Genomic DNA, 23,679 nt, shown 5'->3' on the forward strand with positions numbered 1-23,679 from the left:
AATGCCGAGTGCATGATTCACTAGATAATGAAACTAGCCTTGGGCAACCGGATGCGAATCCAGGAGACCTTCACCCAGACGTACAAGGGTCGCTCCAAATCCCCCTGGAGCCCTAAAATGCCGGCGTGCACTCGTTGTGACGCGCGCCGCGGCTGTCCATGCGATCGAAAGGCCACGCCGTTCCACGCTGTGTACGAGTGCTACATCCTCACCTGTGACCAACGGTGGGAAGCCGCCGGCTGCGTGATAAGCCTTCGCGGTGATCCCCAAGTTGGCTCCGTGAATATGGCGATGTCCATCGCGATCCTGGTAGAGCGAATGAAATTGCAGTTGTACTTCGTTGCAGTGAGCACTCCAATCGCGTACCTGCACGGTGCCACACACTGCATCGGCGTGTAAACCCAACTGCTGACTGATCCAATCAGGCGCTACTTCGCTATCTGCATCAGTGAACGCCAGCCACCTGGCACCAGCAGCCATGGCGGCTTTAGCGCCGACGTCGCGTGCAGCGCCCACATTTCGGGATTTGGTGCAAACAGTGCGAACCCCTTCGAAACTTTGAGCAAGCATCTCGGTCCTGTCCGAGCAATCGTCGAGTACGACAAAGATGCTCACCAGTTCACCGGACAAACAGGGGCAGGACGCTGCCTTAAGAAGGGAGAGCAAGCACGGGACGATGTGTGCCTCCTCATCATGGGCAGGGACGATGACTGCAATCATGGATGTTGGGTAGTAGGTGCCAATGTTGTGAGGCGTGGGAGGTGAGAGTATCCATGGACGTTAAAGCCTTCCGAATTGTCGTTTGTGGGAATAGCGCTCCTTCTTCTGTCAACGCAGGCCGTGCGGGATACTGCTGAGATAGGGCGTAGTCCCACATTGATGAACCCTAGTGCCTGACGGGTAGCCGACGTACAGAACCTATGATGATATGTTAGGGACCTGCCAATGAGTGACGAATCGCTAACTACATATATTGAACAGAACGGTATTGCGGCCGGGCTGAACAAGCTCCTTGCCTTATCTGCCGATCTACCAGTTGATCATCAACTTCTGAACATCCTGAATTCGGGTTTCGGCACTCTTCCGTTTCCCGGCGGGGGGGAAACCCTGCAGCGCTGGCGGGCGCTGTCCTATGTATCTCTTCATAACATGTCACTTGCGAAGTTGTACGAAGGTCATACCGATGCGGTTGCAATCCTTCAAGAGCTTGACGCAGTGAGTGCGCCAATACAAGAATGCTGGGCGATGTGGGCAGCAGAATCCCCGAGCCATCGCGTACGCGTCAAGACGCAGGCTGGCACTGGCCAAACAGTCATTTCTGGCTCCAAATTTTGGTGTTCTGGCGCACGGGTAGCCAAGCGCGCCTTGCTGACCGCCTGGCTGCCAGAGGAGCCCGAATGTCAACTCGTGTCAGTAAGTATGTCTGACCCCTCCATCCGAATTGCAAGCGATGCATGGTCGTCATCAGGCATGGTGGAGGCGCACGCTTCGAAAGTCGTTTTTGACCAGACTCCGGCCACCTTAGTCGGCCGGCCTGGCGATTACCTGCGACGCCCTGGGTTCTGGCACGGTGGTGCTGGCATTGCAGCCTGCTGGTATGGCGGAGCACTGGCTGTCGCTGACAAGTTGTACAAGTTCATGCAACAAGGTGATGCCCTTCACCCGGGCAGGCCGTACCTCGCCTGCGCGTTGGGTAAGGTAGACCGTGTCCTCGGAGGCCTTGTGGCGCTTCTTCACGAGAGTGCTGCATGGATTGACGCCAATCCGGAGGCGAACGCTATGGCAGTAGCCCTGCGCGCGCGGCAAGCAGCAGAGGCAGCGGCTATGTCTGTGCTGGAGGAAACTGGTCGAGCACTGGGTGCAACCCCTTTTACGCGCGACGCGGCGTTCGCCCGCGCCGTAGCAGACCTGCAACTATTTATCCGGCAAAGCCATGGTGATCGCGATGACGCGGCCCTCGCTACCGCAATCTTAGAACGGGGCGAGTATCCGTGGAAGCTTTGACAAAAGTATGTACAGTCAACCGCTTCATCCAGGAAGTCGCTTGATTTCTACTCCGCGCATGCCGTCGGCCTTTTGGCAGTCGTGGATGAAGGCGCGTGGGATTCAAAGTGTCTCTGCGACCGATTTGGTACCAAATGGGCACCGATTGGTTGTAGTGGCTCCCCATCCGGACGATGAGGTCCTGGCGTGTGGCGCGCTGATTCATCAGCATGTCGCGAGTGGGGGCACCTGCCTGGTAGTAGCAGTGACGGATGGAGAGGCCAGCCATCTTGGCAGCGCTGGTTATGACCCCAAAAATTTAGCGTTGCAGCGTCAAGAGGAGAGCACCGCAGGTCTACGCCAACTGGGCATCCCTGGGGACTCTGTAGTGCGGTTAAGATTTCCGGATGGCGGATTGCAAGCGCGTGTCAGCGAATTGGCGGACCGCGTGGAGGCGTTGCTGTGTTCAGATGATGTTGTGTGCACGACGTGGCGGCGTGATGGCCACCCGGATCACGAGGCCTGCGGGAACGCTTGTGCTAACGCCTGCCTCTCACTTGGCGTTCCGCTCCTGGAGGCACCAGTGTGGATGTGGCACTGGGCCAATCCGCTGGACCCACAAGTGGATTGGACACGACTTTGCGCTATGCGGCTCGATAGCCACGCGGTGGCACTCAAACGCCTCGCTCTGGATGAGCATCGATCGCAACTCACGGAGCGATCTCCGACGCTACCAGCCGTTTTGGATACTGCGCTTGTCGAGCGCGCAGAGTGGCCCGTCGAATACTTTTTTTACACGCAATGATCACGCGAGCCATAAAGGACGAGTTCGAAACACTCTTTGTGAATGACCGCGACCCTTGGTGTTTCGAGAGCAGCTGGTATGAAGCTCGAAAGTGCAACTTGCTTCTTGCGAGTCTGCCGCACAGTCACTTCCGCGCGATCTTCGAACCGGGATGCGCTAGCGGTTTTCTGTCGCAGCAGCTGGCGCAGCGCTGCGATCAGTTGTTAGCGTGGGATGGAGCACAAAGCGCTGTCGAATACACCGCAGAGCGGCTCAGTTCTTTCCCCGGAGCGCGCACCGGGCATGGCTGGGTGCCCGAGCATTGGCCTGAGAGTGACTTCGATCTGATTGTGCTAAGCGAGATGGTCTACTATCTAAACGAGCACGACATATCGCACTTGGCTGAGCGATGCCGAACTACCTTGAACAGGTCGGGGCCCATTGCCTCAGTAGTTGCCTGTCATTGGCGACACCCCTTCGATGGCGCACCACTAGGCGGAGAACGTGTGCATGAAATTCTCCATTCCCATCTGCATATGCCGCACGTGGCGCGTTGGCGAGACGAGGATTTCTGTTTGGACGTCTGGTGTGTCGACCCACAAACGCCGGCACAGCGCGAACAACGGTGAACCTCGCCATGGTCTGAGGCTCCCAATGCGAGGAAAACCGGGCTGCCAAACCTCCGAGATGGTAGGTGATGGAACAGTAATTGTTGTTCCGGTAGCCGCCCCTGAGGCTAACACTTGACGGCAAAGCATAACGTTTTAGATCCGGGTTGGGTGGATGGGCGAGCGCGCGCGACGGCCTCGGCGCACGATGTGGGCGCGCTGGTTGGTGATGGACTGCATGGCGTCCGGCGTCATGCGGGTGGACATGCAGGCCGCGGGCGTGCTCATCAGCGCGCCGCATAACGGCTGGATCGGCTTGCCCTGCCGCGCCGCGCCGCGCCATGGTGATGCTAAATGAACGCGCGCGACAGGCGAGTCGACGGCACCACGAGCGGCAGGGTTTCGTCCCACCTCAAGCGTTGGATGCAGATCGCCAAGGGCTTTGGAGAGGGCCAGCACGCGTACCACAACACCATACCATCGACGCGTTGGTGCACCTACCCCAGCTCTCGCTCGGTTTATTCTCGAGTTCTTGCGGCAAACAGCGTACCATGCAGTGTTACATGTTTGATGTTGTCCATGAATAAAACGATCCTAATCGTTAACGACTACGCTGAGTTGCTTCTCATCTACCGTGAGCTTTTCGAAATGCAAGGGTACGAGGTGAGTACAGCTGAGTCCGTAGAGCAGGCTGCATCGACCATGATGGCAAGGTGGCCCTCCCTGGTGATAGTTGACGATCATCCGATGGGCATTTCGGGAGTGCGATTGGTGGGCCACTTAAAACGCTTGGCGACGGAGTACGCCCGCCCGGTCCCAGTAGCAATTGCATTGAGAGGAGACGTAGTTGGAGGTCAGGAGTTCGTGCTCGTTGGATTTGACTACATTTTCGGAAAACCGCTGGATTTTGAGCGGCTTGATGCCGTGGTGCACCGTATCTTGCGGGGGCCGAAATCCCAGGATGTCCTAGACATCGCACGTTCGTGATTCCGGACCATTGCGTTTATGGGAGCCTATTAACTGTTAGAACGGAAAATGGTGATGGATTTAAAAGCTCGTAACAACGTACATGTGTCTGGGGAAGGTCCTGCAACCCTATTTTTTGCGCATGGTTTCGGGTGCGACCAAAACATGTGGCGCCTGTTGGCTCCGGCCTATGCCCGTCAATACAAGACAGTACTTTTTGACTTGGTAGGCGGCGGTAATTCGGACTTGGCTGCATTTGATCCCAACAAGTACAGCAGCTTGCAAGGGTATGCCGACGACCTTGTGGAGCTTATTAGAGAGTTCGCCGAGGGGCCTGTAATTGTAGTAGGGCATTCGGTCAGTGCAATGATCGGCATGCTGGCTGATCTTGCGGCGCCCGGGCTGATCGCCGGTCACGTGATGGTGGGCCCATCACCGTGCTATCTCAACGATGGTGATTATGTTGGTGGATTTTCGCGTCAGGACATCGACTCGCTGTTGGAGGCGCTGGAGAGCAACTACCTCGGATGGTCCAGCACCATGGCGCCAGCCATTATGGGCAGCCCGGAGCAACCTGAGCTGGGGCAAGAGTTGAGCAATAGTTTTTGCCGCACGGATCCAAACATCGCAAAGCATTTTGCGCGCGTTACTTTTCTGTCTGATTGCCGTGAGGAGTTGCGGCAGCTTCAAACTCCTACTTTAATTTTGCAATGCGATGAAGACATGATCGCTCCCATTTCGGTGGGCACTTACATGCACCGCGTCTTGCCGCGGAGCACATTACGGATTATTGAAAACGTGGGGCATTGTCCGCATTTGAGCCAACCCAGTGCCAGTGCCGATGCCATGGATGAGTTCTTTAAAGTACAAGGTTTCTGACATGTCCGAAGCGGCAGGGGTAGCCGATTTTGATCCGTATGCACACCTCCCCTGTGGTGTTCTCACTTTGGATTCGAAAGGCTTGATTCTTCAAGCCAACAGTTCGTTCTGTGAATGGACTGGATATTCTTCCGGAGAGTTGGTGGGGCAGCTACGTTTCCAGGACTTTTTAGCGATGGGCGGCCGAATTCTTTACCAAACTCACCTCGCCCCATTGTTGGTGATGCAGGGATCCATCGCCGAGGTGAAGCTCGATTTACATCATCGCGACACAACCGTAGTACCGATCGTATTTAATGCAACTAGGTTTCAACATGATGGCTCATGGCTTTTAAGGGTGGCCGTATTTGTAGCGAGAGATCGGGACAGGTATGAAAAGGAATTGCTGCTTTCACGGCAAAAGCTTGAAATTGCTGTTGAAGAAGCGACGTCACTGAAAAAACAGTCGGAAGATCGTGCACTTTTTGCAGAGCAAATGATCGGAATCGTCGGCCACGATCTTCGCAATCCACTGTCGACTATCCGACTGGGGCTTCACCTTCTCGAAAAACAAGGCGCTGCACCGGATAAAAACGCAACGCTTCGAAAAATCCAACGAGCAGCCGATCGGGCTACTGAACTCGTTAGGGATTTGCTCGATTTCACTTCTGCGCGGATTGGTGGCGGCCTTACTGTCCACCTGGTACCGGCTGACTTGCACACCACCGTAGCGCTTGCAGTCGAGGAGATTTCACTGGCGTTTCCGAGTCACAGCATCATACATATCCGTGAGGGCGACGGCACATCCCTAATTGATCCCAACAGGGTGACCCAGGCAATCGGAAACCTCGTCTCTAACGCTGTGAGTTACGGCGCATGCGACCAACCAATCACAGTTACCTCTACCATTAGTGGCGCGACATGGCGTGTTGCCGTACACAACTGGGGTATCCCCATCGCGAGCGATGTGCAGACACGGATCTTTACCCCCATGGTGCGAGGCGTGGCTGAAGACAGCGCAAATAGAAATGTGGGCCTGGGACTTTTTATTGTCAGCGAACTGGCGAAAGCGCACGGTGGCTCCGTGAAGCTCAGCTCTGACGAAGAACGAGGCACTATTTTTGAGATTTTTTCTTCCGATGCGACTGGCCTTGATTGAAAAGTCTTTTCAATGCTGGCCTAACTGTAATTGAATGTGGTTAATGCCCACCACCTCGGGCGACCTGATGGTAAATCGTTAGACGTTGCGGCGGAAGGGTGCCGCGGACCAGAACCATTATCAGTCGTTGTTGCGAGGATTTAAAGAGCAGCACTGTAGAAAGCTGCGGTCGATACTGCCCTCGTCTTTAGAGCGATTGCTAGAAGATTTCTTTGGATTCGTTAGTTGATATAGAGTTTTAACGAGAGCAAAGAACTGACTATAGGTGGCCAGTGCTTTTCCGGATGGAGCATTTGAAAACTTTAGAAATATGATTTAACGCCGAATTTTTAGATGTTATATTCTCTGCGGCGGTACAATCAACGGGTATCCATATTTTAAATACACGCATATATGCATCCATGGCAGTTAGATGTATGCACATATCCGCTGACAATCCAGTAATATTAATTCCTTTGCCTATATCTCCTTTAAAAGATGTTCGAGTGGTGTACCGTGAAAGGCTGAGTGCAAAGGCTTCAAAATAGTGAGATCGTCTCCCGAGGGGGCTAGCATCTTCGCAATTTCGCCTCTCGCTCCCGGCAGCGCTTTGCAAGCTTGCAGCAGGTCACGAAACTCGGAACGCCAAATTCCATAATTATCATTTGCATAGATGACCGTAGCACCGCTCTCTTTCAGGCGCTGCTTGAGCTTCGAAGTAGTATATGCAGCCTGTAAAGCAGCTTTGAGAAGGTTTTCCGCACCGGGGAATTGTAGGGGATTGATGAAATCCACAACCAGCATTACACGCTGCGTCTTTTTCAGTGTTTGTTGTGAGATACCATCAAAGATTGAAGTGCTTTTTTGACATATGCTAGTCCCTGAACTCTTTTGTAGAATTCAATGATTTCATTGCTAGGCTTTGTTCGCGATACCTTTGATCTCGATTAGTTGGCGAAACTTTTTGCCTTCTGGTTTCGCGCCTTACATATTGCTGCCGAGTCTCGTTCACTGCACGTCCGGTACTAGCGCAGTGCCTTCCGACTAATTTTTACTACGACAACACCATTCAGCCTGTTTACTTCTAAGCTCTAAACAACAATATGAACGTGGGCTGGCCTGGCACGAAGCTTTATCCGAAGCAATCTAAATAATAGGCAGTGTAAGATAGTAAAGGGATAGGTAGGGCGGGTTGCGCCAGTCATGCAACAAGCAAGTTGACGCGTCGTGTAGTTTCAAAGCGAAAAAGCCGGGCACAGATGTCCCGACCGCAACATCTTACCGAAAATTGCGCACATAAAACGCTGATTTTAATGCCCCATATACTATTTAAATAGCCACTTATAAACTATGGACAGAATGATAAAAGGCATGTTTGTCACCATGCTCATTCGACAATGTTTTAATCTGAGTGTACTGCGTTTATTGTGTTTGCAACAACATTGCAGGATCAGAAGCGACGCCTATAAGATTCACGTCGCTACTTATTCTGAAATGCGCGTTAGGCAAATGGACAAGTTGCATCAACGGCCCAAAGCTGCTAGCCGCTAGAGACATGGTTCCGAAAGCCCGCGTATCGTCAAGATGAAACGTCGGCTGCGGCAAATCGTTAGCGTTCGAGAAGCCAATAAGCAATTCCGTTCGAACAGCACCTTCTCTATGACCAGTCAATTGCAGTACCCCTACGGCAGCGGCGAGGCGATAATCTCCGTCTTCAAAATCACGTTTGCCAGAAAAAGCAGCTACGCGGACAGAGCGAACTTTTGAGACAACGCCACAATCCCATTTTGCGGAAAGATCTATCGGTTGAAACGTTTTAGTAGTTGAGGGCGTGGGGGATTGGAGGTAGTGTCGCATGATGTTATTGTCTTCCTTATGGCGAAACAAAGATGTCAGCATTTTCTGACGTTGCATTTACTTTCAAAAAGTGAATTTTTTTGTTGCAAAAAACGTTTTAGAGCCGTTTTTTGATTGCCGAACAACTTTTCGACAGTTCCCTTTGACATGACCGTAACAATTTACGTTGTCGCAGATTTTTTTCCAACTGCAACGACCGGCGGAGGCTGGCGTAGCGAGCTGGCGAACTCAAGTGCGTTGGACCGAAGTTACTTCGCATATTGACACTTTGTCTTGGTGTTTACATGCGTCTCAATCCGGGTCTTGTAGCTTTTTCGGTCTGCTGTCGAGTATGAGAGAACGTGAAAATTTCAATTCGACGCATTGGGCGAAGGGTTAGGAGCGGCACCCACGGGAGCCCCTACTGCCTCTCGGCCTGTTGGGGTGGGTGTATCCGCGCGCTGTGGACTCGCCTGAGTGCCTGAAGATGTGTCGACTGGATTATTTTGAGACGCGGGCCCGGTCGCTGCCTTACCTGGCGCGTCGAGCCGTCCTTTCGGCGCCATCACGTTGAACCCTATGACAGCAATTATTGCGACTGCAGCCCCTGCTATTGCAATGTAGAAAGCAGTTTTGTTCTGAGCTGGATTAGTACTTTTGCTCACTGAAATGGGCGATTCAGTCTTTGGTGCACGGTCGGGATTGGCCATATGAGACTCCATCGTTGAACCTCCAAGGTAGCGTTAGGCAAGGCCGGCTTACGTAAGACAAAGACTGCTCTCGGACTGCGCCGCTAGCACTTTCAGGTGACTTGGACAAAAAACTACTGCTACTCCATTTTGCACGGGTCGAGGTAAGGGATAGACAGAGATGTGCTCGAACCGCTGAGGACGCCTGCACGCGAGCGTTTGCTTGTGCTAAGTCCTGGGAACCGGATACTTACAAGGAACCTCTCAAAAAGGAACTCATAGAACGTCGCCGTTGGCTCATGGCGCGTAGTTGGAGGAACGATGGCTCTCTCCAGCCGATCTCTGTTTAGGGCATGTGAATACGCTTTTCCTGGCAGTCGATAGAGTTGCACGGACAATCTGTTTTCTTCAAGTTTCCGCTGATGGGCCAAGCATCGCCAAATGTCTACCGCAAGCAGCGCAGGCAGCTTGATCGCCTTCGTGTACTCCGCACTGGACAAATACATACGCCACAGTATTGCTACGAAGGCCATCCTCAATCGTGGGCGATCGACATTGGATATGCGAAAGAGTGTGGTCCCGGGCCTCGGATTAACGCTGTTGTTACTAGCGAAATGACATACATAGCTATCGAACTGGCTTTCTAACAATGTTTCACAAATAGCGCAGAGAAGATGGTCATCCATTGCCTGAAACATGTCGACGATCAACGGCGCGCACGCACTGCCTGGGAACACCTCCTCAGCGCTGTCTTGCGGATAAGGCAAGCCCGTGAACGCGATGAGGATGGTTTGCGGCATCAGCAGCTGCCGCTGCCTGCACAGATGGCATATGCCGAACTTCGCTTTAGATTTTGCCAATTCATGCATCTCTCGGGCCAGTGTTGGGGGTTGAAAATGGACCAAACATGCGGGGCGAGTCAAGTTTGTGTGATAGACCGCCATAGCAGGACGCCTTGGTTCACATTAGCGCCGAGAATCGGGTAGCACAGCAGCTTAGTTGTCGGGGGCCAGAACATGACTTTATGAAATACTCATCACTGTTTCGCCTTCAGTTGCGGGACGACAGTTTCAGATTATAACGACGCCGCGTCTGTTACCGCTGATACCCGTGGGCTCTCAGGTGGGTTGCGTTGAATTTTGGCGGTTGAGGAATCATGCTAAAAAATCCCCCTTGATGTGAGGGGGGGGGGGCGTTGGGGCTAGCTTGTGCAAAACACTCACGTCCAATCGGTAGGGTGTAAACGATCAGTTTTCTTCAGCTTGATAAGTCCTCGAATGTTCATGAACGCCAAGCACACCTGGAGAGCTATAACGGCATTGGCGCCGGCTGCAGCCCCCCAGCAAATCCACAAGATGTTACTAGCTAAAAACACCCAGAACCCGATTTTTCTACGGCCTGTGTCGCGCGAGCCAACGAGCCACGCTGCAACGATGGAAGCAGCAAAGGCTGGCCATTGAATAAGGTTGATCCACTCAGGCATTAGTACCCAATCAGTCTGGTTGCTGCTATTTCGACATATGACTCTGTTTTTCGACGCTGCGAGCACCAATGCTTGTTTGCGTTTGCACACAACGTGCTCACACGAAGTATATACAAGGCGCTGCTTGAAAATTCAGTGCTAGTGCCTCCTCGGTGCGTCGAGACAATAGCTGGAATACGCGGCAATTGATTTCAACAGCTCCACAAGCCCGTGCCTAGCAGAATCGATCAAACGCTTGGCGTATTTGAGACGGACACCGTGGAAGTCCGCAATTTTGCGCATTAGACTGCTTCCACAACGGTATAACCAGATTGTTATGTGAGAAAGAAGTCATAAGAATTACTAAGCAACCGTTGCAACGCAACGAATGTGGCGTTTGCAGGCGAAGGAATGACTTATTTTTTTCACCCCTGTGGTAAGAAATGATGCGGCAACGATGACACCATAAAAGGTAGTCTAACGCATCGCTATCGACGGCTAAGCACTGGCGTGTCAAACTTTGGTCAACGTATGGCGCACCCATTCATTAAAAAACCAAGCCCAGTTACGGCGCCAAACATATCTGTTGGGTCCATGATGGTTCATAATGATGGAAATCTCGTTGAACGTAATCACTTGAAGGTCAAGGTAGTCGGAGGGCAGGGCTCCCAACACTTTGCGTGCTTGTGCCACGGCGTCGTCCCAAGCCATGGCCCCATGCGTTTCTTCTTCAGAAACCATGTCAGGCGGATGCCAATGACTATTCCAGTCCTGCAGCACCGCACTATCGCGCGACGCAATCAAAGGCTTGACACGGCGGGATAATAAGACGGCTTGAGCAGCATCCAGTGCAGCGAGCACTACCTCCTCTGGATATCGCTCAGAATCGACTACGAGTGTCAGAAACATGAACTAGCCTTCACATTCAGGTCCGTGAGCCATAGGCAACCCTTTTTAGTAACCCGCTAGACCGATCTCGACTTACGCTGGCACAGCCGCCGCTGCCGTCAATTCGTCCTTTCGGGCTTGCAGCGTATCCCGCATCGCGACGAGATTCAGCCTTTTTACAGCGCGAGCCTTGGGGAACATCTCATTGCGTTCTTCTTTGACATGGTGGTCAATATACTCGCCCAAGACGATGACCTTTGCGTCGAATTCCTGCGTAACCGTTGGGCTCGCTTCGATCTGTGCGATGAGATCCTTTGCTGTTTGATGTTCTACTTCTGCCTCGGCCAAGAGATCCGTTTCCCTGATCGCGGCGCGCACAGCGGGATAGAAGATTTCCTCCTCCAGCTGAGCGTGAATCGTCAATTCTTTGCAGATTTCGATCGCTAGTTGCTGACGCTTTTGTACTGCGGTGCGTGACTTTGATTGCGTAAGATCTTCGTATTCCTTGAACATCTTCTTGACGGCGCGGTGATCGGCATCAAGAAGATCGCATGCGTCTTTTTCGCGCTTTTGATTGGAGGTGGCCATGTGGAGGTCCTGTGGTGATAGTTAGTGGGAGCCCTGATAATTTGCCGGCGTAGTGTGCCCGGTCGTAGGAGCAAGAAGCGCTTCAACGTAAGAAAGGTTCAGGGATTTCAATCTGCATAGGGACACGAGCAACCTAGTGCTTCTCCGAAGGCATCTTCTAAGTTAGTCGCAACGAATGATGCGTTCACAAAAGCCGCAACCCAGATAGCGCCTACATCGAAGCGGTCTCCGAAGGCAGCCTGGCTGCGCATGCCTGTGCTGCTCGCCGGTCTGTTCGTATTCACGTCGTCGAGCCTCATCGGCTGCCTGGCTACGAGTGCGGCCTAATAGCTCGCGGCGCGCGCCATGAAGGGCGTGAGCGCTGCCGTGCTCGCCACCTCGTCCCTGACTCTTGTCATGGCCGCAGCGCACCACGACAAGCAGGCGAGGCCCAGCGCGCTGGCGCTGTGGGCGTCGTTGAACTCCGCTGGCTTTGCGTCGGCGTGGTCATCGGCGGCCTGCTGACCAAGGGGGCGGGCTGGCGCTGGGTGATGTTCGTCAACGTGCCGGTGGGCGCATTGCTGATGGTCGGCATCGCCTCGAGCCTGCTGGCGCTGGCAGCGCGGGCAGACGCCCGAAGCTCGATGTACCCGGCGCGCTGGCATTTACGCTGAGCAGCGCCGCCCTGGTCTTTGGCATCACGCATTCCCCGCGATGGGGTGGGACTCGCCCATGGTGCTGGGCGCATTGGCCGCTGCAGTCGCTTTGTTTGTGCTGTTCATCGCGGTGGAACGTCGCAGCAGCAGCCCGCTGGTGCGCCCGTCGATCTTTCAGCTGCCCGGTCTTGGAGCTGGCAACCTGCTGATGCTGGGTCTGGGGGCGGCTGCTGGGCGCTGCGGTCTACCTGAGCTCCACGACCTTGCAGCAGGTGGATGGCTTCAGCCCCCCGGGAGACGGGCTGGCTATGCTGCCCACGGGCCTGGCGCTGGCTGCAGCGCGTCTGGTGTTCACGAAAGTGATGGGCGCGGGCGGTGCCTAGCGCCTGCCGCTGTGGGGGGCATTGCTTGCCGCAGCAGGCCTGGCTAGCTGGGCCTTCCGCCTGCGCAGGCGGAGTTTATCCCCCATGTCCTTGGCCCGACGCTGATGGCGGGCGCCGGCCTCGGCATGCTGATCCCTCAAGGCCACGCACGCGGTGACATCGGGCGTGCCCCTGCAGGATGCCGGCCTGGCGTCGGGGCTGGCCAACACCGCGCGCCAGTTGCGCGGCGCGCTGGGTGTCGCCGCACTCGCCACCTTGATGGGCACGGTCGCACGAGGACAACTCGTAGGGGTCAGCACCGCAGCTGCGCTGCTTACTGAGGCCCATACCGCGTTTTTAGGTGCTGCAGGCCTGGCGGTGTTTTGCGGCGTTATCTCACTGCGTGTACGGCGAGGCGTCCGACTGCTTGCGTAGGTGTCGCATCCCGGACGAATCTGCCACCTACCGGACACTTCCAGCGCTCCAGGAAGCGAATCCCGCGGGAAATCGATCATATGCATGAAGCTTGTACCTATCGGTGTCAATGTTTCGCGCAGGCTTGGCTGGGAGCGCTACCGTATGCGTCCGGCCATCCCATCTTGAGATTGGGTGGCGCAGCGCCGACGAAAGTGCCCAAGAAGCACAAGTGGACACCATGCCAGACACCCCACAGGTGGCTCGACGCCGCCACAACGAAGACTTGAAGAAGGCCGTGCTGGCAGAGTGTCAGCAGCCAGGAGCCTCCGTGGCCCGCATCGCGCTCTCGCATGGCCTCAAACGCGAACCGGGTGCACAAATGGCGTCGCCAGGCACAACCGCAGGAATGCGTGTCGGTGGCGGAACCGACGACAAGCTTCATCCTGCTGGCCATGGCTCCAGCCGGGCCCGTCGGCGAAGTGCGCATCGAACTTCGACGGGGGCCGTTGGCGGTGACCGTGAACTGGCCACTATCTGCCATGACTGAGTGTTCGCACTGGCTACGCGAGTTGCTGCGTTGATCCGCATTGACTCAGTAGGGATGGCGGTAGAGCCGCTGGACATGCGCGCTGGCACCGAGTCCACACTGGCGCGTGTGGTGAAGGTCTTCGGTGCAACACACCCGCGCACGGCGTACCTCTTTGCCAACCGCAGGGCCAATCGAATGAAGGTGCTGGTGCACGACGGGATCGGCATCTGGCTGGCCGCCAGACGACTGCATCGCGGCAAGTTCATCTGGCCCCATAACGTCGAAGGCACACTGACGCTAAGCCGCGTGCAACTCGAGGCACTCGTGCTGGGCTTCCCTGGCAGATGATGGGTGAGGCCGGAGTCATCCGCGTGCTTTAGCGAAATTGCCTGAAGTGCCGATGCCTGCTGGCGTTGGAGCGGGCAAAATGCGTTCTCGTGATCTACAAAGCCCAGCTCGATAACCTGACACCCGCGCAACGGCGCGAGTTGACCGAGCGACTGCTGAACGAGGTCCGCCACAAGCAGGCGACCATCGACAAGCTCACGCACGAGAACGCGGTGCTCAACCGGATGAAGTTCGCCGCCACCAGCGAAGTCTTCCAAGGCGATCAGCTCAGCCTGCTTGAAGACTCGGTCGATGAAGACCTGGAGGCGGTGTAAAGCGAACTGCAGCAACTCGCCACAAAGCCCGCGGCTCTTGAGCGTCAGACACGCAAGCGCGGTGCCTTGCCCGCAGAGCTTCAACGCCGTGAGTTCCGCCATGAACCCCACAACACCCTGTGTGCTTGCGGCTGCCAGATGAAGCGCATCGGCGAGGACGTGGCCGAGAAGCTGGACTACGAGCCTGGCGTTTTCACCGTCGAGCGTCACATTCGTGGCAAGTGGGCCTGCGCCAAATGCGAGCGCCTAGTGCAAGCGCCGGTTGAGTCGCACGTCATCGACAAAGGCATCCCGACTGCCGGCCTGCTCGCCCAGGTGCTGGTCGCCAAGTACGCCGACCATCAACCGCCGTATAGGCAAGAAGGCATCTACGCCCGCTCCGGTGTGGTCTTGCCGCGCTCGACACTGGCCGCCTGGGTCGGCGCCTGCGGCGTGCAGTTGCAGCCGCTTGTGGATGCGCTCAAGGGGAGATGCTCAGCCATCGCGTGCTGCATGCCGACGAGACTCCGGTAGCGATGCTTGATCCCGGCGCCGGCAAGGCGCATCAGGCGTATCTGTGGAGCTACTGCACCGGCCAGTTCGAGGATAGCCGCATCGTCGTTTACGATTTTGCCGAGAGCCGTGTGGGTGGGCATGCGATGGAGTTGCTGGGCGACTGGCGCGGTGCGCTGGTCTGCGACGACTACTCCGGCTACAACGCACTGCTCGCTCAGGGGCTTGCTGGAGGTGGGCTGCATGGCCCACGCACGGCGCAAGTTCTACGAAGTCTGGGCCAACCATCACAGCCAGATCGCCGAGCAGGCGCTGAGCCGCTTCGGCAAGCTGTACCCGATCGAGCGCTAGGTCCAGGCGTCAGCGCCGGAGCAGAGGTTGCAGGCCCGGCAGAGCCAGGCCAAGCCCGTGGCCGATGCCCTGCATATCTGGCTCACGCTACACAGACAGAAGGTGCCAGACGGCTCCGCCACAGCCGAGGCCATCGACTACAGCCTCAAACGTTGGGCTGCGCTGACGCGCTACCTCGATGATGCCATGCTGCCCATCGATAATAACTGGGTCGAGAACCGCATCCGGCCGGTCGCGCTGGGGCGATCGAACTGGCTCTTCGCCGGAACCATGCGGGCGGGCAAGCGAGCGGCGGCCGTCATAAGCATAATCCAGTCGGCCAAGCTCAATGGAATGGAGCCATGGGCTTACTTGAAGGACGTGTTAATCAAGCTTCCGACGCAGCCCGCCCTTCGCATTGCGGAGTTGCTACGGCATCGTCGGGGCATACCGCATGGCGAACTTCAGACAGGTCAGCCATGTCGGATGGGGAGCATAACTAGGTTGTATTCCCTGAAGAACCAGTTTCACACGGACCATCCCACGGTATGACACACCAAAGTTCCCACTGCTCTCACGACGTCCTTGACGACAAGCTGAGCGAAGCTGATGATCGAATTCGCCTGGCCCATTGGACGCCGCCGCGCAACGGCATCCTGCCCCATATCCGTTTCGGACGGGGGTGGTTCAACACCCTTTGGCTCTTGCCCATCGCGGTGGCCCTGCTGCTGGCCGCGGTGGCTACCGCGCAATCGTTGCGCGAGCTCACGGTCGTACAGGAATTCATTCGGCAGCATCCGGGGATCGCGCCGTCGACGCCGGTGGTGTCGACTGGCTTCCCGTGGTGGCTCAGGCTGCAACATTTCCTGAACATGTTCTTCATGCTGTTCATCATCCGAGCCGGCATTCAGATTCTGGCGGACCACCCCAGGCTCTACTGGAAACGCGACAGCACACCGGGGACCGAATGGTTCCGGTTTCAACACGAGGTGCCCGCCGACCGCATCTGGACCGCCAAGGATGACGCCGTCACCCTGCCCCAGTGGCTCGGCATCACAGGACTGCGCCACACCATCGGGCTAGCGCGGTGGTGGCATTTCTCGGTCAACTTCCGGTGGACGCTGAACGGCATCGCGTTCTATGGACTGATCTTTGCGACCGATCAATGGCAACGCATCGTGCCGCTGGGCTGGGATGTTTTCCCCAATGCACTTTCGACCGGCATCCAGTACGCGTCCTTGAACTTCCCGGTGGACCAGGGATGGACACGCTACAACGGCCTGCAGCAATTGACCTACTTCGTGACAGTGTTCATCGCGGAGCCGGTGTCCATCGCCACAGGCATCTTGCAAGGCCCGGCGTTCTCCAACAAGCCCGGTTGGCTGGGGCGCATCCTCAATCGCCAGGTGGCGCGCTCCATCCACTTCCTCTCTTTCCTTTGGTTCGTGCTGTTCATCGCTGCCCACGGCGTGATGGTGCTGGTGACCGGCCTGCGAGACAACACCAACCACATGTTCGCGGGCGTTCACGACGAGTCCTGGTCGGGTTTCTGGCTGTTTCTGCCCGCGGTGAGCTTGCTGGTCCTGGCTTGGCTGTGGGCTTCCCCGTTCACGATCAGGCATGCCCGTCTTGTGCAGAAGACCGGCCACAAGCGTCAGGGCGTTCTTAAGACTCACCGGCCATTGATCGGGAGGTCCCAATGAATGAGTGGACCAAGGGAACGAGGCGACGCTTTTGGCCATTTGGCCCGGCAAACCTTCTGGGAGAAACGCTGTGGCGGGCGACATGTTTTTTGAGCTGTGGGATACCGCGAGCATATCGCAGGAGAGGGGCTCGACGCATAACACAGCCCGTTCTTCGGATGCCCTAAGTAATTAATATGCTGAAGGGCAAGATCTTGTTGACCGCCCAGTCATCTTGGGCAATAAGAACAAAGGGATCGCGAATGCACTTATCAGAGCCCCCTTTAATGGTGATGGAGGAAGTCGGGCAACTCCGAGAGGACTAGATGTTTCAGGTCACAAGAAACACCGGTGCTGGGTCCGTGCTACTTGGGCAAGTATCCGTCTTTCCATTGCGTTGGAAGTAGACGATAGGCCCATGCGCTTGTACCGTGAATGTGTGCATCTGTTATATTAGAGCCGAGGCTGGATGCCAGTTGACCTTCTATAGCCGCTTTGACGATAGTTTGCCCTATCTCGTTCAACTCGGATGACTTGGCAACCGTATTTGCGATACCAATGAGAACCGCGGTTGCACCGTCCAGTTGGGAGCCACGCTTTTGCAGGGTGTCCTGCGTGTTCAGAAGCGCCTCGGTAAGCCGTCCGAGTGTCTGTTCCAGCTCAGTGACCCGAGCCTGAAGCTCTTCAATCAATTGTTTGTGCTCAGAAGTCATGAGTTTTAGTAGCGTTGGTTGCGGAGGAAATTCATCGTGTAGGTGGGTGGACCAACTCGTGTTAGGGGCGGCGTGGTTTAGTAGAGGGAAAACGGATAGACAAGCGACTCGATGGCCGTTCCGCACAGGACGATTAAAGCTGCTTTTTGGATGCCAGTTCTTCCATCAAACGATTTGCACCAAGCAAAATGTTGTTGCGGGAGTTTTGTTCGCAATACGAATCCATCCACGCCGATACGCTAAGCGCGCTTGGAAGTTCGACCCCTCTAAATCGACGATCAGCATGTGCAACTCCGGAGATGTATCCCCACGTCCATGCGACCATGGTGTGAGCTTTCGACGAGCCGGGCTCTCTTCGCGCATCGAGCCAAGATGCGCATTGATAGTGCGCCGCGCTGGGAAGGATGGCAGACTGGGCTTGTGATGTGTGACTGGTTAACGTAAGAACAGTGACAGCTACGAACTTACGAACAAACATCATGGTGCTCCTCATGGTCCTGCATAAGCTCGCATTCAACCAGTTTCCCACAGGTTTGGACGGCCAGGCCGCGGCGCAAAGTCTGCGCTTCGGAGGCGGCGACCAATGCCCCTCCTTTTCGACAATCCTTCCTTGGGCGCGTGCCCCAAGCAATTTACCAGGGAACCCAGACAACCATCAGCAGAAACGCAATGAGCACTGCGGCAATCGTCATCAAACGTTTTGTGGCATGCGCATTGCGCGCCGATGAGTGGCACACGCCATCGGATTTCGGATTTGGACTCATGTAATTTTCCAAGGTAGTCAATTTGCGCACAAACGAGTATCAAGGAATTAGCAGCGCGGCACGCTGCGTTGGCGCGGCAGCGCCATGCAGCACCCGCACAAATTCACGTGTGGCTTCCAGGCCCGCGGGTGTCCAGTGCAGCGCAGGCGACAGGGCTTGCTGCAGCAGCTCGCGCTGCGCTTCACCTTGCAGCGTTGGATACCGCTCGCGAAAGATCGCAAAGTCGGCATCGAGCGACGCGTCGCTGGGCCCCTGCGCACCGCCCCGGGCTTGACGCAGCCTTTCAGCGACCCGAAAGCTCATCAGGCGGCGGGGGCCTGCCGCCGCTTGCGCGCCATCCGCAGCCGCCGCACCCGCCGTTTCAAACGCCGCGCCGTCGGCGCTGTCGGCGCCCCGGATCCAGTCGTGGATGACCTGCAGCTCATAACCAGAAAACACGCCGAACATTTCCGCGCGCTCGCCTTGCAGCAGCTTCCAGAATCGGCTCTCGTCCACCGGCCGGTTCCTCTTGATCCAGCCGTTGCGCTCAAGCGCTGCCAGGAAGGTCGACATCTCCTCGGGAACCGACAGCCAGTCGTTCACGCTGCGGCCCTCCACTTTGCAAAAGTCCGAATGTGCGCCGTTGCCGGCCGGGGACTTGTGCGCCATGATGCGGACCACTTCGGCCTCGATGTCGAAGCCCTGGATCACATCCATGGTGCTCACGCCAAGGTTGCCCAGCTTGGCGCCGGCCCGCACCCGCTGCCAGTATTCGCCGCCGTCAGGCATGCGGGGGGCGGCCTCCAGCGCTGCCTGGCAGGCGCGGCGCGCGTGCCCGGTGTCGGCGTTGTCGACGGTGACGTGCAGGGTGAAGTAATACGGGTCGATGCCCAGCTCGTTGAGCTCGTACGATGTGATGAGCAGGTGCAGTGGCAACTGCTCGTACGCCAGGTTGAAGCCGATGACTTCGGGCAGGAAGTCCTGCGCGTTCCATCCCAGCGCCAACTGGATCAGCCCTTGCTCATACAGCGCATCGGGCAGGCCATCGACCGGGTCCAGCCCGTAGCGTGACAGCAGGTTGCGGTAGAGCGTCACATGGTTCTTGTCCGGCTCCCCGTTGCCCAGCTCTTCGAGGTAGGTCGTGACCAGGTTGGACAGGCGCGGGTTGGCTGCGTGCGCGCACAGGCCGTAGAGCCACGCACCGTCGACCAGTTTGGTGGGGGATACCTGCCGCAGAAAGTACAACGCATGCGCGCGGTTGCCGAAGTAACGCCGCGGGGCACCTTCCTTGCGCGATTGCAGGTAGGACTGGTATTCGGTGTGAACGCGCTCCACGTTAGTGGTCATCCAAGTGGTGAGGTCGGCGGGGTCGGCGGGCAGGTCATCCATGTGCGTACGGGTGCGCTCCAGCGCTCCGGCCAGCATCTCTGCCGATTGCGCTATATCGTTGGCGCAGGGAATTCCATTGGCAAGCCGACTGTACAAGTGGTGGAAAGAATGGCCTTCGTCGTTGAAGGAACTGACGGCAGCGTGAGAGCGCGGCGCTTCTAGACCTCTTGTCGTACATTGGGAGAGGACCTTCATGAAGGCTGACATGGCAAGTACGCTAGGATTAAAAAAACAAAGTTTCGCACCAACCAACTGGACTCTTCATCGGGCCAGAGGCCATTCTCGCGTGGGCGCTGGCCTACGAAATCGTGGATAACGATATCCTCCCAGCTGTTGCCTCGAGCGGCGCGCCAGCTGCGATGAAATCGAGCACGCGCCTGAACATTTAGCCGTAGGCTGCATCGCTCCCGATCAACTTCATCTCGTGCCAAAGCGCGGGCAGGCCTAATTACGGGTTGACCGAAATCGAATATGCGTGGATGCTCAGAAATCTCATGACCTGGGTACGATCAGACTCAGGGTGGTGTTACGGTCTACACATGCGCAGGCGGGTGGCCTAGCTCAACGCCCGGGATGTCTAGCGTGGCCTGTTCATGAGTCTATTTGCAGCGGACGCGCAGCTATTTCCGCGGTGCAGGCGTGGAGCAGGTGGTGCACCCCCGCGATGGATGACCCTGAGCGAATCCCGTTGTCCGGTTTGACCAGCCTGAAAAAAGCGCAGCTTGCTGGCGGCGGGCCTGACGTGCATCTGCTCGCGTTACGGCTGCAGAAGTTGGCTTAATCCGTCGTCCTGCAAAGACTTTGTACTATCGGCAATCAGGCTGCGAAATGCCCGTCTTCGTGACATATGTCAGCGGCACGGTGCAACAGTCAAAATGGCTCATACAACTCTCGTTTCACACAATTGTCTGTGCCGAAGATATCCAATCCCTTCTCTTTGCTTAGTTCGAGCTTACGTACACGCGTCGCCTTAATTGTTGCCGCGCTGGTTGTCGGCACAACTGTGGCCGTTGTCTCCACATCCCTCCACTTTGTGAGGGGCAGCATGAAAACCGCCATCGCAGAGGAGCAGTTCGCACGCATCACTGCCATCGCAAACGCGATGGATCAGAAATTTATAAGCCGACGGGTGCTGCTCAAAAGCTTCGCAGATGGACTTGAGGCGTACAAACCCGCTAATGACGTGGCCCTGCAGGCCTTCGTTTCACAGCACTCAGCGCTCAAGGCATTTTTTGACAACATTTCCATTGTTGACATGCGAGGAGAGCTGACTGCCAATTTCAACAGCACCTCCGCAATCGGTCGCCTTAATCTTTCAGACCGGGAGTACTTCCGCGATACCGTGCGAACCGGCAAAGGTGTGATTTCCCAGCCGTTGCGCAACAGAGCCAATGGGCTGCCGCAAGTGATCATGACTGAGCCGGTTTTTGATCAAGCCGGCCGCATGGTGAGCTTGATCACCGCCCAGATCAACCTCAACGAGCCCAATTTTTTGGGCGAACTTGCGGATGTGAAGTTCGGCAAAACCGGGTACATGTTCATCACGAATACCGAGGGCATCGTGATTTCCAGTCCCCGCAAGTCGCGCATACTCAAACACACGGACGACGAGGGTGGCTCCAACCCCGTAACAGCTCGCTCGCTAGCTGGTTTTGAAGGCACTGCAGAAGGTGTGAACCGCGTGGGCGTGCACGGTCTTTACGCGTTCAAGCAATTAAGTCAAACGAACTGGATCATGGGGGCGATCTACCCCCGAGACGAAGCCTTCGCTCAGATCGAGACCATCGAGCAGATCGTATGGGTTGGCCTTGCACTGCTCGCAACTCTCGTGGGAATAGTGAGTCTGCTGCTTACTCAGCGGCAGTTGCTGCCCTTGGCGCTGCTTCATCAACACATGCTCGCAAGCGTAGGCAAAGGCACCTACCAGCCGATGCTTGAAAGAGCCTCCCCCGACGAAATCGGCGATTTGCAACGCACCTTCGAGCAGCTTATGGTGCAGTATGGTGAAGCTGAACGTCGGCTGGCCGAGAACCGCGATCATTTGCGCAGTATCTTGGCGCATGCGGGTGATGCCTTCGTCAGCCTCGACGCGGAAGGCAGAGTAACGGAGTGGAATCACCAAGCAGAGCTAATTTTTGGTTGGAAACGCGAAGAGGTTTTGAGCAAGCTCGTAGATCAATTCATTATTCCCCCTGCGATGCGGGAAAGGCATGCGCAGGGGATGCAATCGTTCCAGGGTACAGGCCTAGGCCCGTTGGTCGACGCTCGCGTTGAAATCGAGGCCCTGCATCGTACAGGCCGAACCTTTCCCATCGAAATATCGGTGGGGGCACTGCGGGCCGGCGACCATTTCGTGGCCAATGCCTTTATCCGGGACATCAGCGAGCGACGGGAAGCGGCTGAGCGCATCGCTGCAGGCGAGCGATTCGTGCGTGGCATCGCAGATAACGTTCCTGCACTTGTTTCGTACATTGATCGTGATGAGAAGTACACCTTCGCCAACGCACACATAATGCGCCGCCATCCAGGTGAAACATTGGTCGGCCGCACAGTCGAAGCGGTACGTGGTCCCAATATCTATGGTCTGATCGGCCCATGGATTCGACGAGCACTCGCTGGAGAATCAGTTACTTTCATTAATCCAGGGTCTGAGGCTGTCGGCACCGCGGATCTCGTGTACGAAGTCAGTTACATCCCGGACCGTGCCACCGACGGGACCGTCAATGGTTTTTACTCGCTCAGCATTGATATCACTGAACGCAAGCGGGCAGAGGAGGCCTTGCTAGCGAGCGAAAAGCGGTTCCGGAGCGTTACGGACAACATGCCCGCACTCGTTTCCTATCTGGATACAGACGAGCGCTTCGCTTTCGCGAATGCTGCCTTCAAGGACTGGTTCGGCACGAACCCGGAAGAAATGATCGGCAAGACTCTCCGGGAGGTCGTGGGGGACGTGGTCTATGAACCGCGAGCGCCTATGTTGGCGCGAGCATACGCTGGCGAAAGAGTCGAGTTCGACACGCACCGAGTAGTGGACGGCGTGCCAAGAGACGTCCACAGCATATATGTACCGGATCTGGGTGGTGACGGAGTGTGCCAAGGAGTGTTTGCCCTCAGCCTAAACATCACATCGCTCAAAAACATTGAGCGCGAGCTTGCTGCGCAGGCGCGTGTTGACACGCTAACTTTGTTGCCCAACCGACTAGCATTAAACGAAGCGTTGCCTAAGTCTATCGCACGGGCCAAGCGCACCGGTAGCCCGCTAGCGCTCATGTTCCTCGACGTCGATCACTTCAAGTCCATCAATGACACGTTTGGGCATGCCGTGGGCGACCAGGTACTCGTTGAATTTGCTCGGCGCTTGCGGGACGGGGTCAGAGTTACGGATACGGTCGCTCGCTTGGCAGGCGACGAGTTTGTGGTGCTGCTTGAAAGTCCGCTGGATGAAGCGGCGGCAGCACAGGTGGCCCAGAAAATCGTGGCATTGGTAGGCGACCCGTTGTTCAGCTTCAAATCCTTGGAAATCCGGGTCACCACAAGCGTCGGCGTAGCATTTCATGCGAGCTTTGACAGGGACGAACCTGGCTTGGGCGAACATCTGATGCAGCGCGCAGACCTTGCGTTGTACCGTGCTAAGGCAGCGGGACGCAATGGATTTGTTTTGGTGAACACCAAAGAACAAGAGAGCTGAGGGACCACGCTCATATCGCACTGAATACGCAGGGCTAGGCACTGTCGGTCTTTGAACTGGCATTCGAAGTGATAAATGGCGCAGGGGCAGCAAGCCCGAGGCTGGCCACGCACTTTCGCCGATGAGGAGCTCTGCCAACGGTTCCAGTCTCGCCAGATTTTTCTGCAAGGACTGCGACTTATACGGAAGCGAGCCACCTGCGACGTTGGTAGCCCGGTTTATTCGCGCGTCGCCGCC

At 56.3% G+C, this 23,679-nt stretch carries 23 protein-coding genes and 2 pseudogenes; 14 read left to right on the forward strand and 11 right to left on the reverse strand.

Going from position 1 to position 23,679, the window contains the following annotated elements:
* Positions 1-33: 33 nt before the first annotated feature.
* A complete protein-coding gene (locus tag ACSQ3D_RS27455; RefSeq protein WP_436128967.1) occupies positions 34-720 on the reverse strand; it encodes a glycosyltransferase in 687 nt (228 codons plus the stop codon).
* Positions 721-945: 225 nt separating this feature from the next.
* Between ACSQ3D_RS27455 and ACSQ3D_RS27460 the strand changes: the two genes are divergently transcribed.
* The 3 genes from ACSQ3D_RS27460 (at position 946) to ACSQ3D_RS27470 (ending at position 3,396) form a co-directional block, all read left to right on the forward strand.
* Complete coding sequence (locus tag ACSQ3D_RS27460; RefSeq protein WP_436128968.1) at positions 946-2,004, forward strand: acyl-CoA dehydrogenase; 1,059 nt, start codon at positions 946-948, stop codon at positions 2,002-2,004.
* An 85-nt stretch (positions 2,005-2,089) separates the two neighbouring features.
* On the forward strand, positions 2,090-2,788 hold the full coding sequence (locus tag ACSQ3D_RS27465; RefSeq protein WP_436128995.1) for a PIG-L deacetylase family protein: 699 nt from the start codon (positions 2,090-2,092) through the stop codon (positions 2,786-2,788).
* Positions 2,785-3,396, forward strand: a complete 612-nt coding sequence (locus tag ACSQ3D_RS27470) for an SAM-dependent methyltransferase (protein WP_436128969.1) — start codon at positions 2,785-2,787, stop codon at positions 3,394-3,396. Before ACSQ3D_RS27465 ends, ACSQ3D_RS27470 begins: the two co-directional genes overlap by 4 nt.
* 135 nt (positions 3,397-3,531) lie before the next feature.
* Here the strand turns inward: ACSQ3D_RS27470 and ACSQ3D_RS27475 are convergent, their stop codons facing one another.
* Entirely contained in the window at positions 3,532-3,663 is a 132-nt protein-coding gene (locus ACSQ3D_RS27475) for a hypothetical protein (RefSeq protein ID WP_436128970.1), read from the reverse strand.
* Positions 3,664-3,954: 291 nt separating this feature from the next.
* Here ACSQ3D_RS27475 and ACSQ3D_RS27480 point away from each other — a divergent pair, with 291 nt between their 5' ends.
* Genes ACSQ3D_RS27480 through ACSQ3D_RS27490 form a run of 3 tightly spaced genes read left to right on the forward strand, consistent with a single transcriptional unit; the run spans position 3,955 to position 6,358 of the window.
* Positions 3,955-4,362 carry a response regulator gene (locus ACSQ3D_RS27480; protein WP_436128971.1) on the forward strand — a complete coding sequence of 136 codons (408 nt, stop codon included), beginning with the start codon at positions 3,955-3,957 and terminating at the stop codon, positions 4,360-4,362.
* Positions 4,363-4,416: 54 nt separating this feature from the next.
* Positions 4,417-5,220, forward strand: coding sequence for an alpha/beta fold hydrolase (locus ACSQ3D_RS27485; RefSeq protein ID WP_436128972.1), 804 nt, complete (start codon positions 4,417-4,419; stop codon positions 5,218-5,220).
* Between the two features lies 1 nt (position 5,221).
* Complete coding sequence (locus ACSQ3D_RS27490) at positions 5,222-6,358, forward strand: PAS domain-containing sensor histidine kinase (protein ID WP_436128973.1); 1,137 nt, start codon at positions 5,222-5,224, stop codon at positions 6,356-6,358.
* A gap of 259 nt (positions 6,359-6,617) precedes the next feature.
* On the opposite strand, the gene ACSQ3D_RS27495 is transcribed toward ACSQ3D_RS27490, so the two are convergent.
* From ACSQ3D_RS27495 to ACSQ3D_RS27520, 6 genes are all read right to left on the reverse strand, one after another.
* Complete coding sequence (locus ACSQ3D_RS27495; RefSeq protein WP_436128974.1) at positions 6,618-6,782, reverse strand: hypothetical protein; 165 nt, start codon at positions 6,780-6,782, stop codon at positions 6,618-6,620.
* Positions 6,783-6,817: 35 nt separating this feature from the next.
* Positions 6,818-7,141 (reverse strand): cysteine hydrolase family protein, encoded by a 324-nt coding sequence (locus tag ACSQ3D_RS27500; RefSeq protein WP_436128975.1) that lies wholly within the window; start codon positions 7,139-7,141, stop codon positions 6,818-6,820.
* Between the two features lie 618 nt (positions 7,142-7,759).
* Positions 7,760-8,251 carry a hypothetical protein gene (locus ACSQ3D_RS27505; RefSeq protein ID WP_436128976.1) on the reverse strand — a complete coding sequence of 164 codons (492 nt, stop codon included), beginning with the start codon at positions 8,249-8,251 and terminating at the stop codon, positions 7,760-7,762.
* A gap of 1,830 nt (positions 8,252-10,081) precedes the next feature.
* Positions 10,082-10,345, reverse strand: coding sequence for a hypothetical protein (locus ACSQ3D_RS27510; RefSeq protein WP_436128977.1), 264 nt, complete (start codon positions 10,343-10,345; stop codon positions 10,082-10,084).
* 492 nt (positions 10,346-10,837) lie between these two features.
* Positions 10,838-11,233, reverse strand: a complete 396-nt coding sequence (locus tag ACSQ3D_RS27515) for a hypothetical protein (protein ID WP_436128978.1) — start codon at positions 11,231-11,233, stop codon at positions 10,838-10,840.
* Between the two features lie 72 nt (positions 11,234-11,305).
* On the reverse strand, positions 11,306-11,800 hold the full coding sequence (locus ACSQ3D_RS27520) for a hemerythrin domain-containing protein (protein WP_436128979.1): 495 nt from the start codon (positions 11,798-11,800) through the stop codon (positions 11,306-11,308).
* Between the two features lie 446 nt (positions 11,801-12,246).
* On the opposite strand from ACSQ3D_RS27520, the gene ACSQ3D_RS27525 reads away from it, so the two are divergent.
* The 7 genes and pseudogenes from ACSQ3D_RS27525 (at position 12,247) to ACSQ3D_RS27555 (ending at position 16,930) form a co-directional block, all read left to right on the forward strand.
* Complete coding sequence (locus tag ACSQ3D_RS27525) at positions 12,247-12,453, forward strand: hypothetical protein (RefSeq protein WP_436128980.1); 207 nt, start codon at positions 12,247-12,249, stop codon at positions 12,451-12,453.
* Positions 12,454-13,791: 1,338 nt separating this feature from the next.
* A complete protein-coding gene (gene tnpB / locus ACSQ3D_RS27530) occupies positions 13,792-14,091 on the forward strand; it encodes an IS66 family insertion sequence element accessory protein TnpB (RefSeq protein WP_436128981.1) in 300 nt (99 codons plus the stop codon).
* A gap of 89 nt (positions 14,092-14,180) precedes the next feature.
* Positions 14,181-14,405, forward strand: coding sequence for a transposase domain-containing protein (locus ACSQ3D_RS27535; protein WP_436128982.1), 225 nt, complete (start codon positions 14,181-14,183; stop codon positions 14,403-14,405).
* A gap of 66 nt (positions 14,406-14,471) precedes the next feature.
* Positions 14,472-15,052, forward strand: a pseudogene (tnpC, locus tag ACSQ3D_RS27540) (IS66 family transposase); the annotation flags it as partial.
* A pseudogene (locus ACSQ3D_RS27545) lies at positions 15,039-15,521 on the forward strand (IS66 family transposase); the annotation flags it as partial. The pseudogenes tnpC and ACSQ3D_RS27545, both read left to right, overlap by 14 nt.
* Positions 15,519-15,779 (forward strand): transposase domain-containing protein, encoded by a 261-nt coding sequence (locus tag ACSQ3D_RS27550; RefSeq protein WP_436128996.1) that lies wholly within the window; start codon positions 15,519-15,521, stop codon positions 15,777-15,779. The pseudogene ACSQ3D_RS27545 and the gene ACSQ3D_RS27550, both read left to right, overlap by 3 nt.
* Positions 15,776-16,930 (forward strand): cytochrome b/b6 domain-containing protein, encoded by a 1,155-nt coding sequence (locus ACSQ3D_RS27555; RefSeq protein ID WP_436128983.1) that lies wholly within the window; start codon positions 15,776-15,778, stop codon positions 16,928-16,930. Before ACSQ3D_RS27550 ends, ACSQ3D_RS27555 begins: the two co-directional genes overlap by 4 nt.
* Positions 16,931-17,274: 344 nt before the next feature.
* On the opposite strand, the gene ACSQ3D_RS27560 is transcribed toward ACSQ3D_RS27555, so the two are convergent.
* The 3 genes from ACSQ3D_RS27560 to ACSQ3D_RS27570 form a co-directional block, all read right to left on the reverse strand.
* Entirely contained in the window at positions 17,275-17,622 is a 348-nt protein-coding gene (locus ACSQ3D_RS27560) for a hypothetical protein (protein ID WP_436128984.1), read from the reverse strand.
* A gap of 133 nt (positions 17,623-17,755) precedes the next feature.
* Positions 17,756-18,100, reverse strand: coding sequence for a hypothetical protein (locus ACSQ3D_RS27565; RefSeq protein WP_436128985.1), 345 nt, complete (start codon positions 18,098-18,100; stop codon positions 17,756-17,758).
* 325 nt (positions 18,101-18,425) lie between these two features.
* Positions 18,426-19,949: an iron-containing redox enzyme family protein gene (locus ACSQ3D_RS27570; RefSeq protein WP_436128986.1), complete on the reverse strand. Its 1,524-nt coding sequence runs from the start codon at positions 19,947-19,949 to the stop codon at positions 18,426-18,428.
* Positions 19,950-20,799: 850 nt separating this feature from the next.
* Between ACSQ3D_RS27570 and ACSQ3D_RS27575 the strand changes: the two genes are divergently transcribed.
* Entirely contained in the window at positions 20,800-23,442 is a 2,643-nt protein-coding gene (locus tag ACSQ3D_RS27575; protein WP_436128987.1) for a diguanylate cyclase domain-containing protein, read from the forward strand.
* The last annotated feature ends 237 nt before the right edge of the window (positions 23,443-23,679 follow it).

The organism is Acidovorax sp. LjRoot117 (assembly GCF_964252695.1).
Lineage (GTDB): Bacteria > Pseudomonadota > Gammaproteobacteria > Burkholderiales > Burkholderiaceae_C > Acidovorax.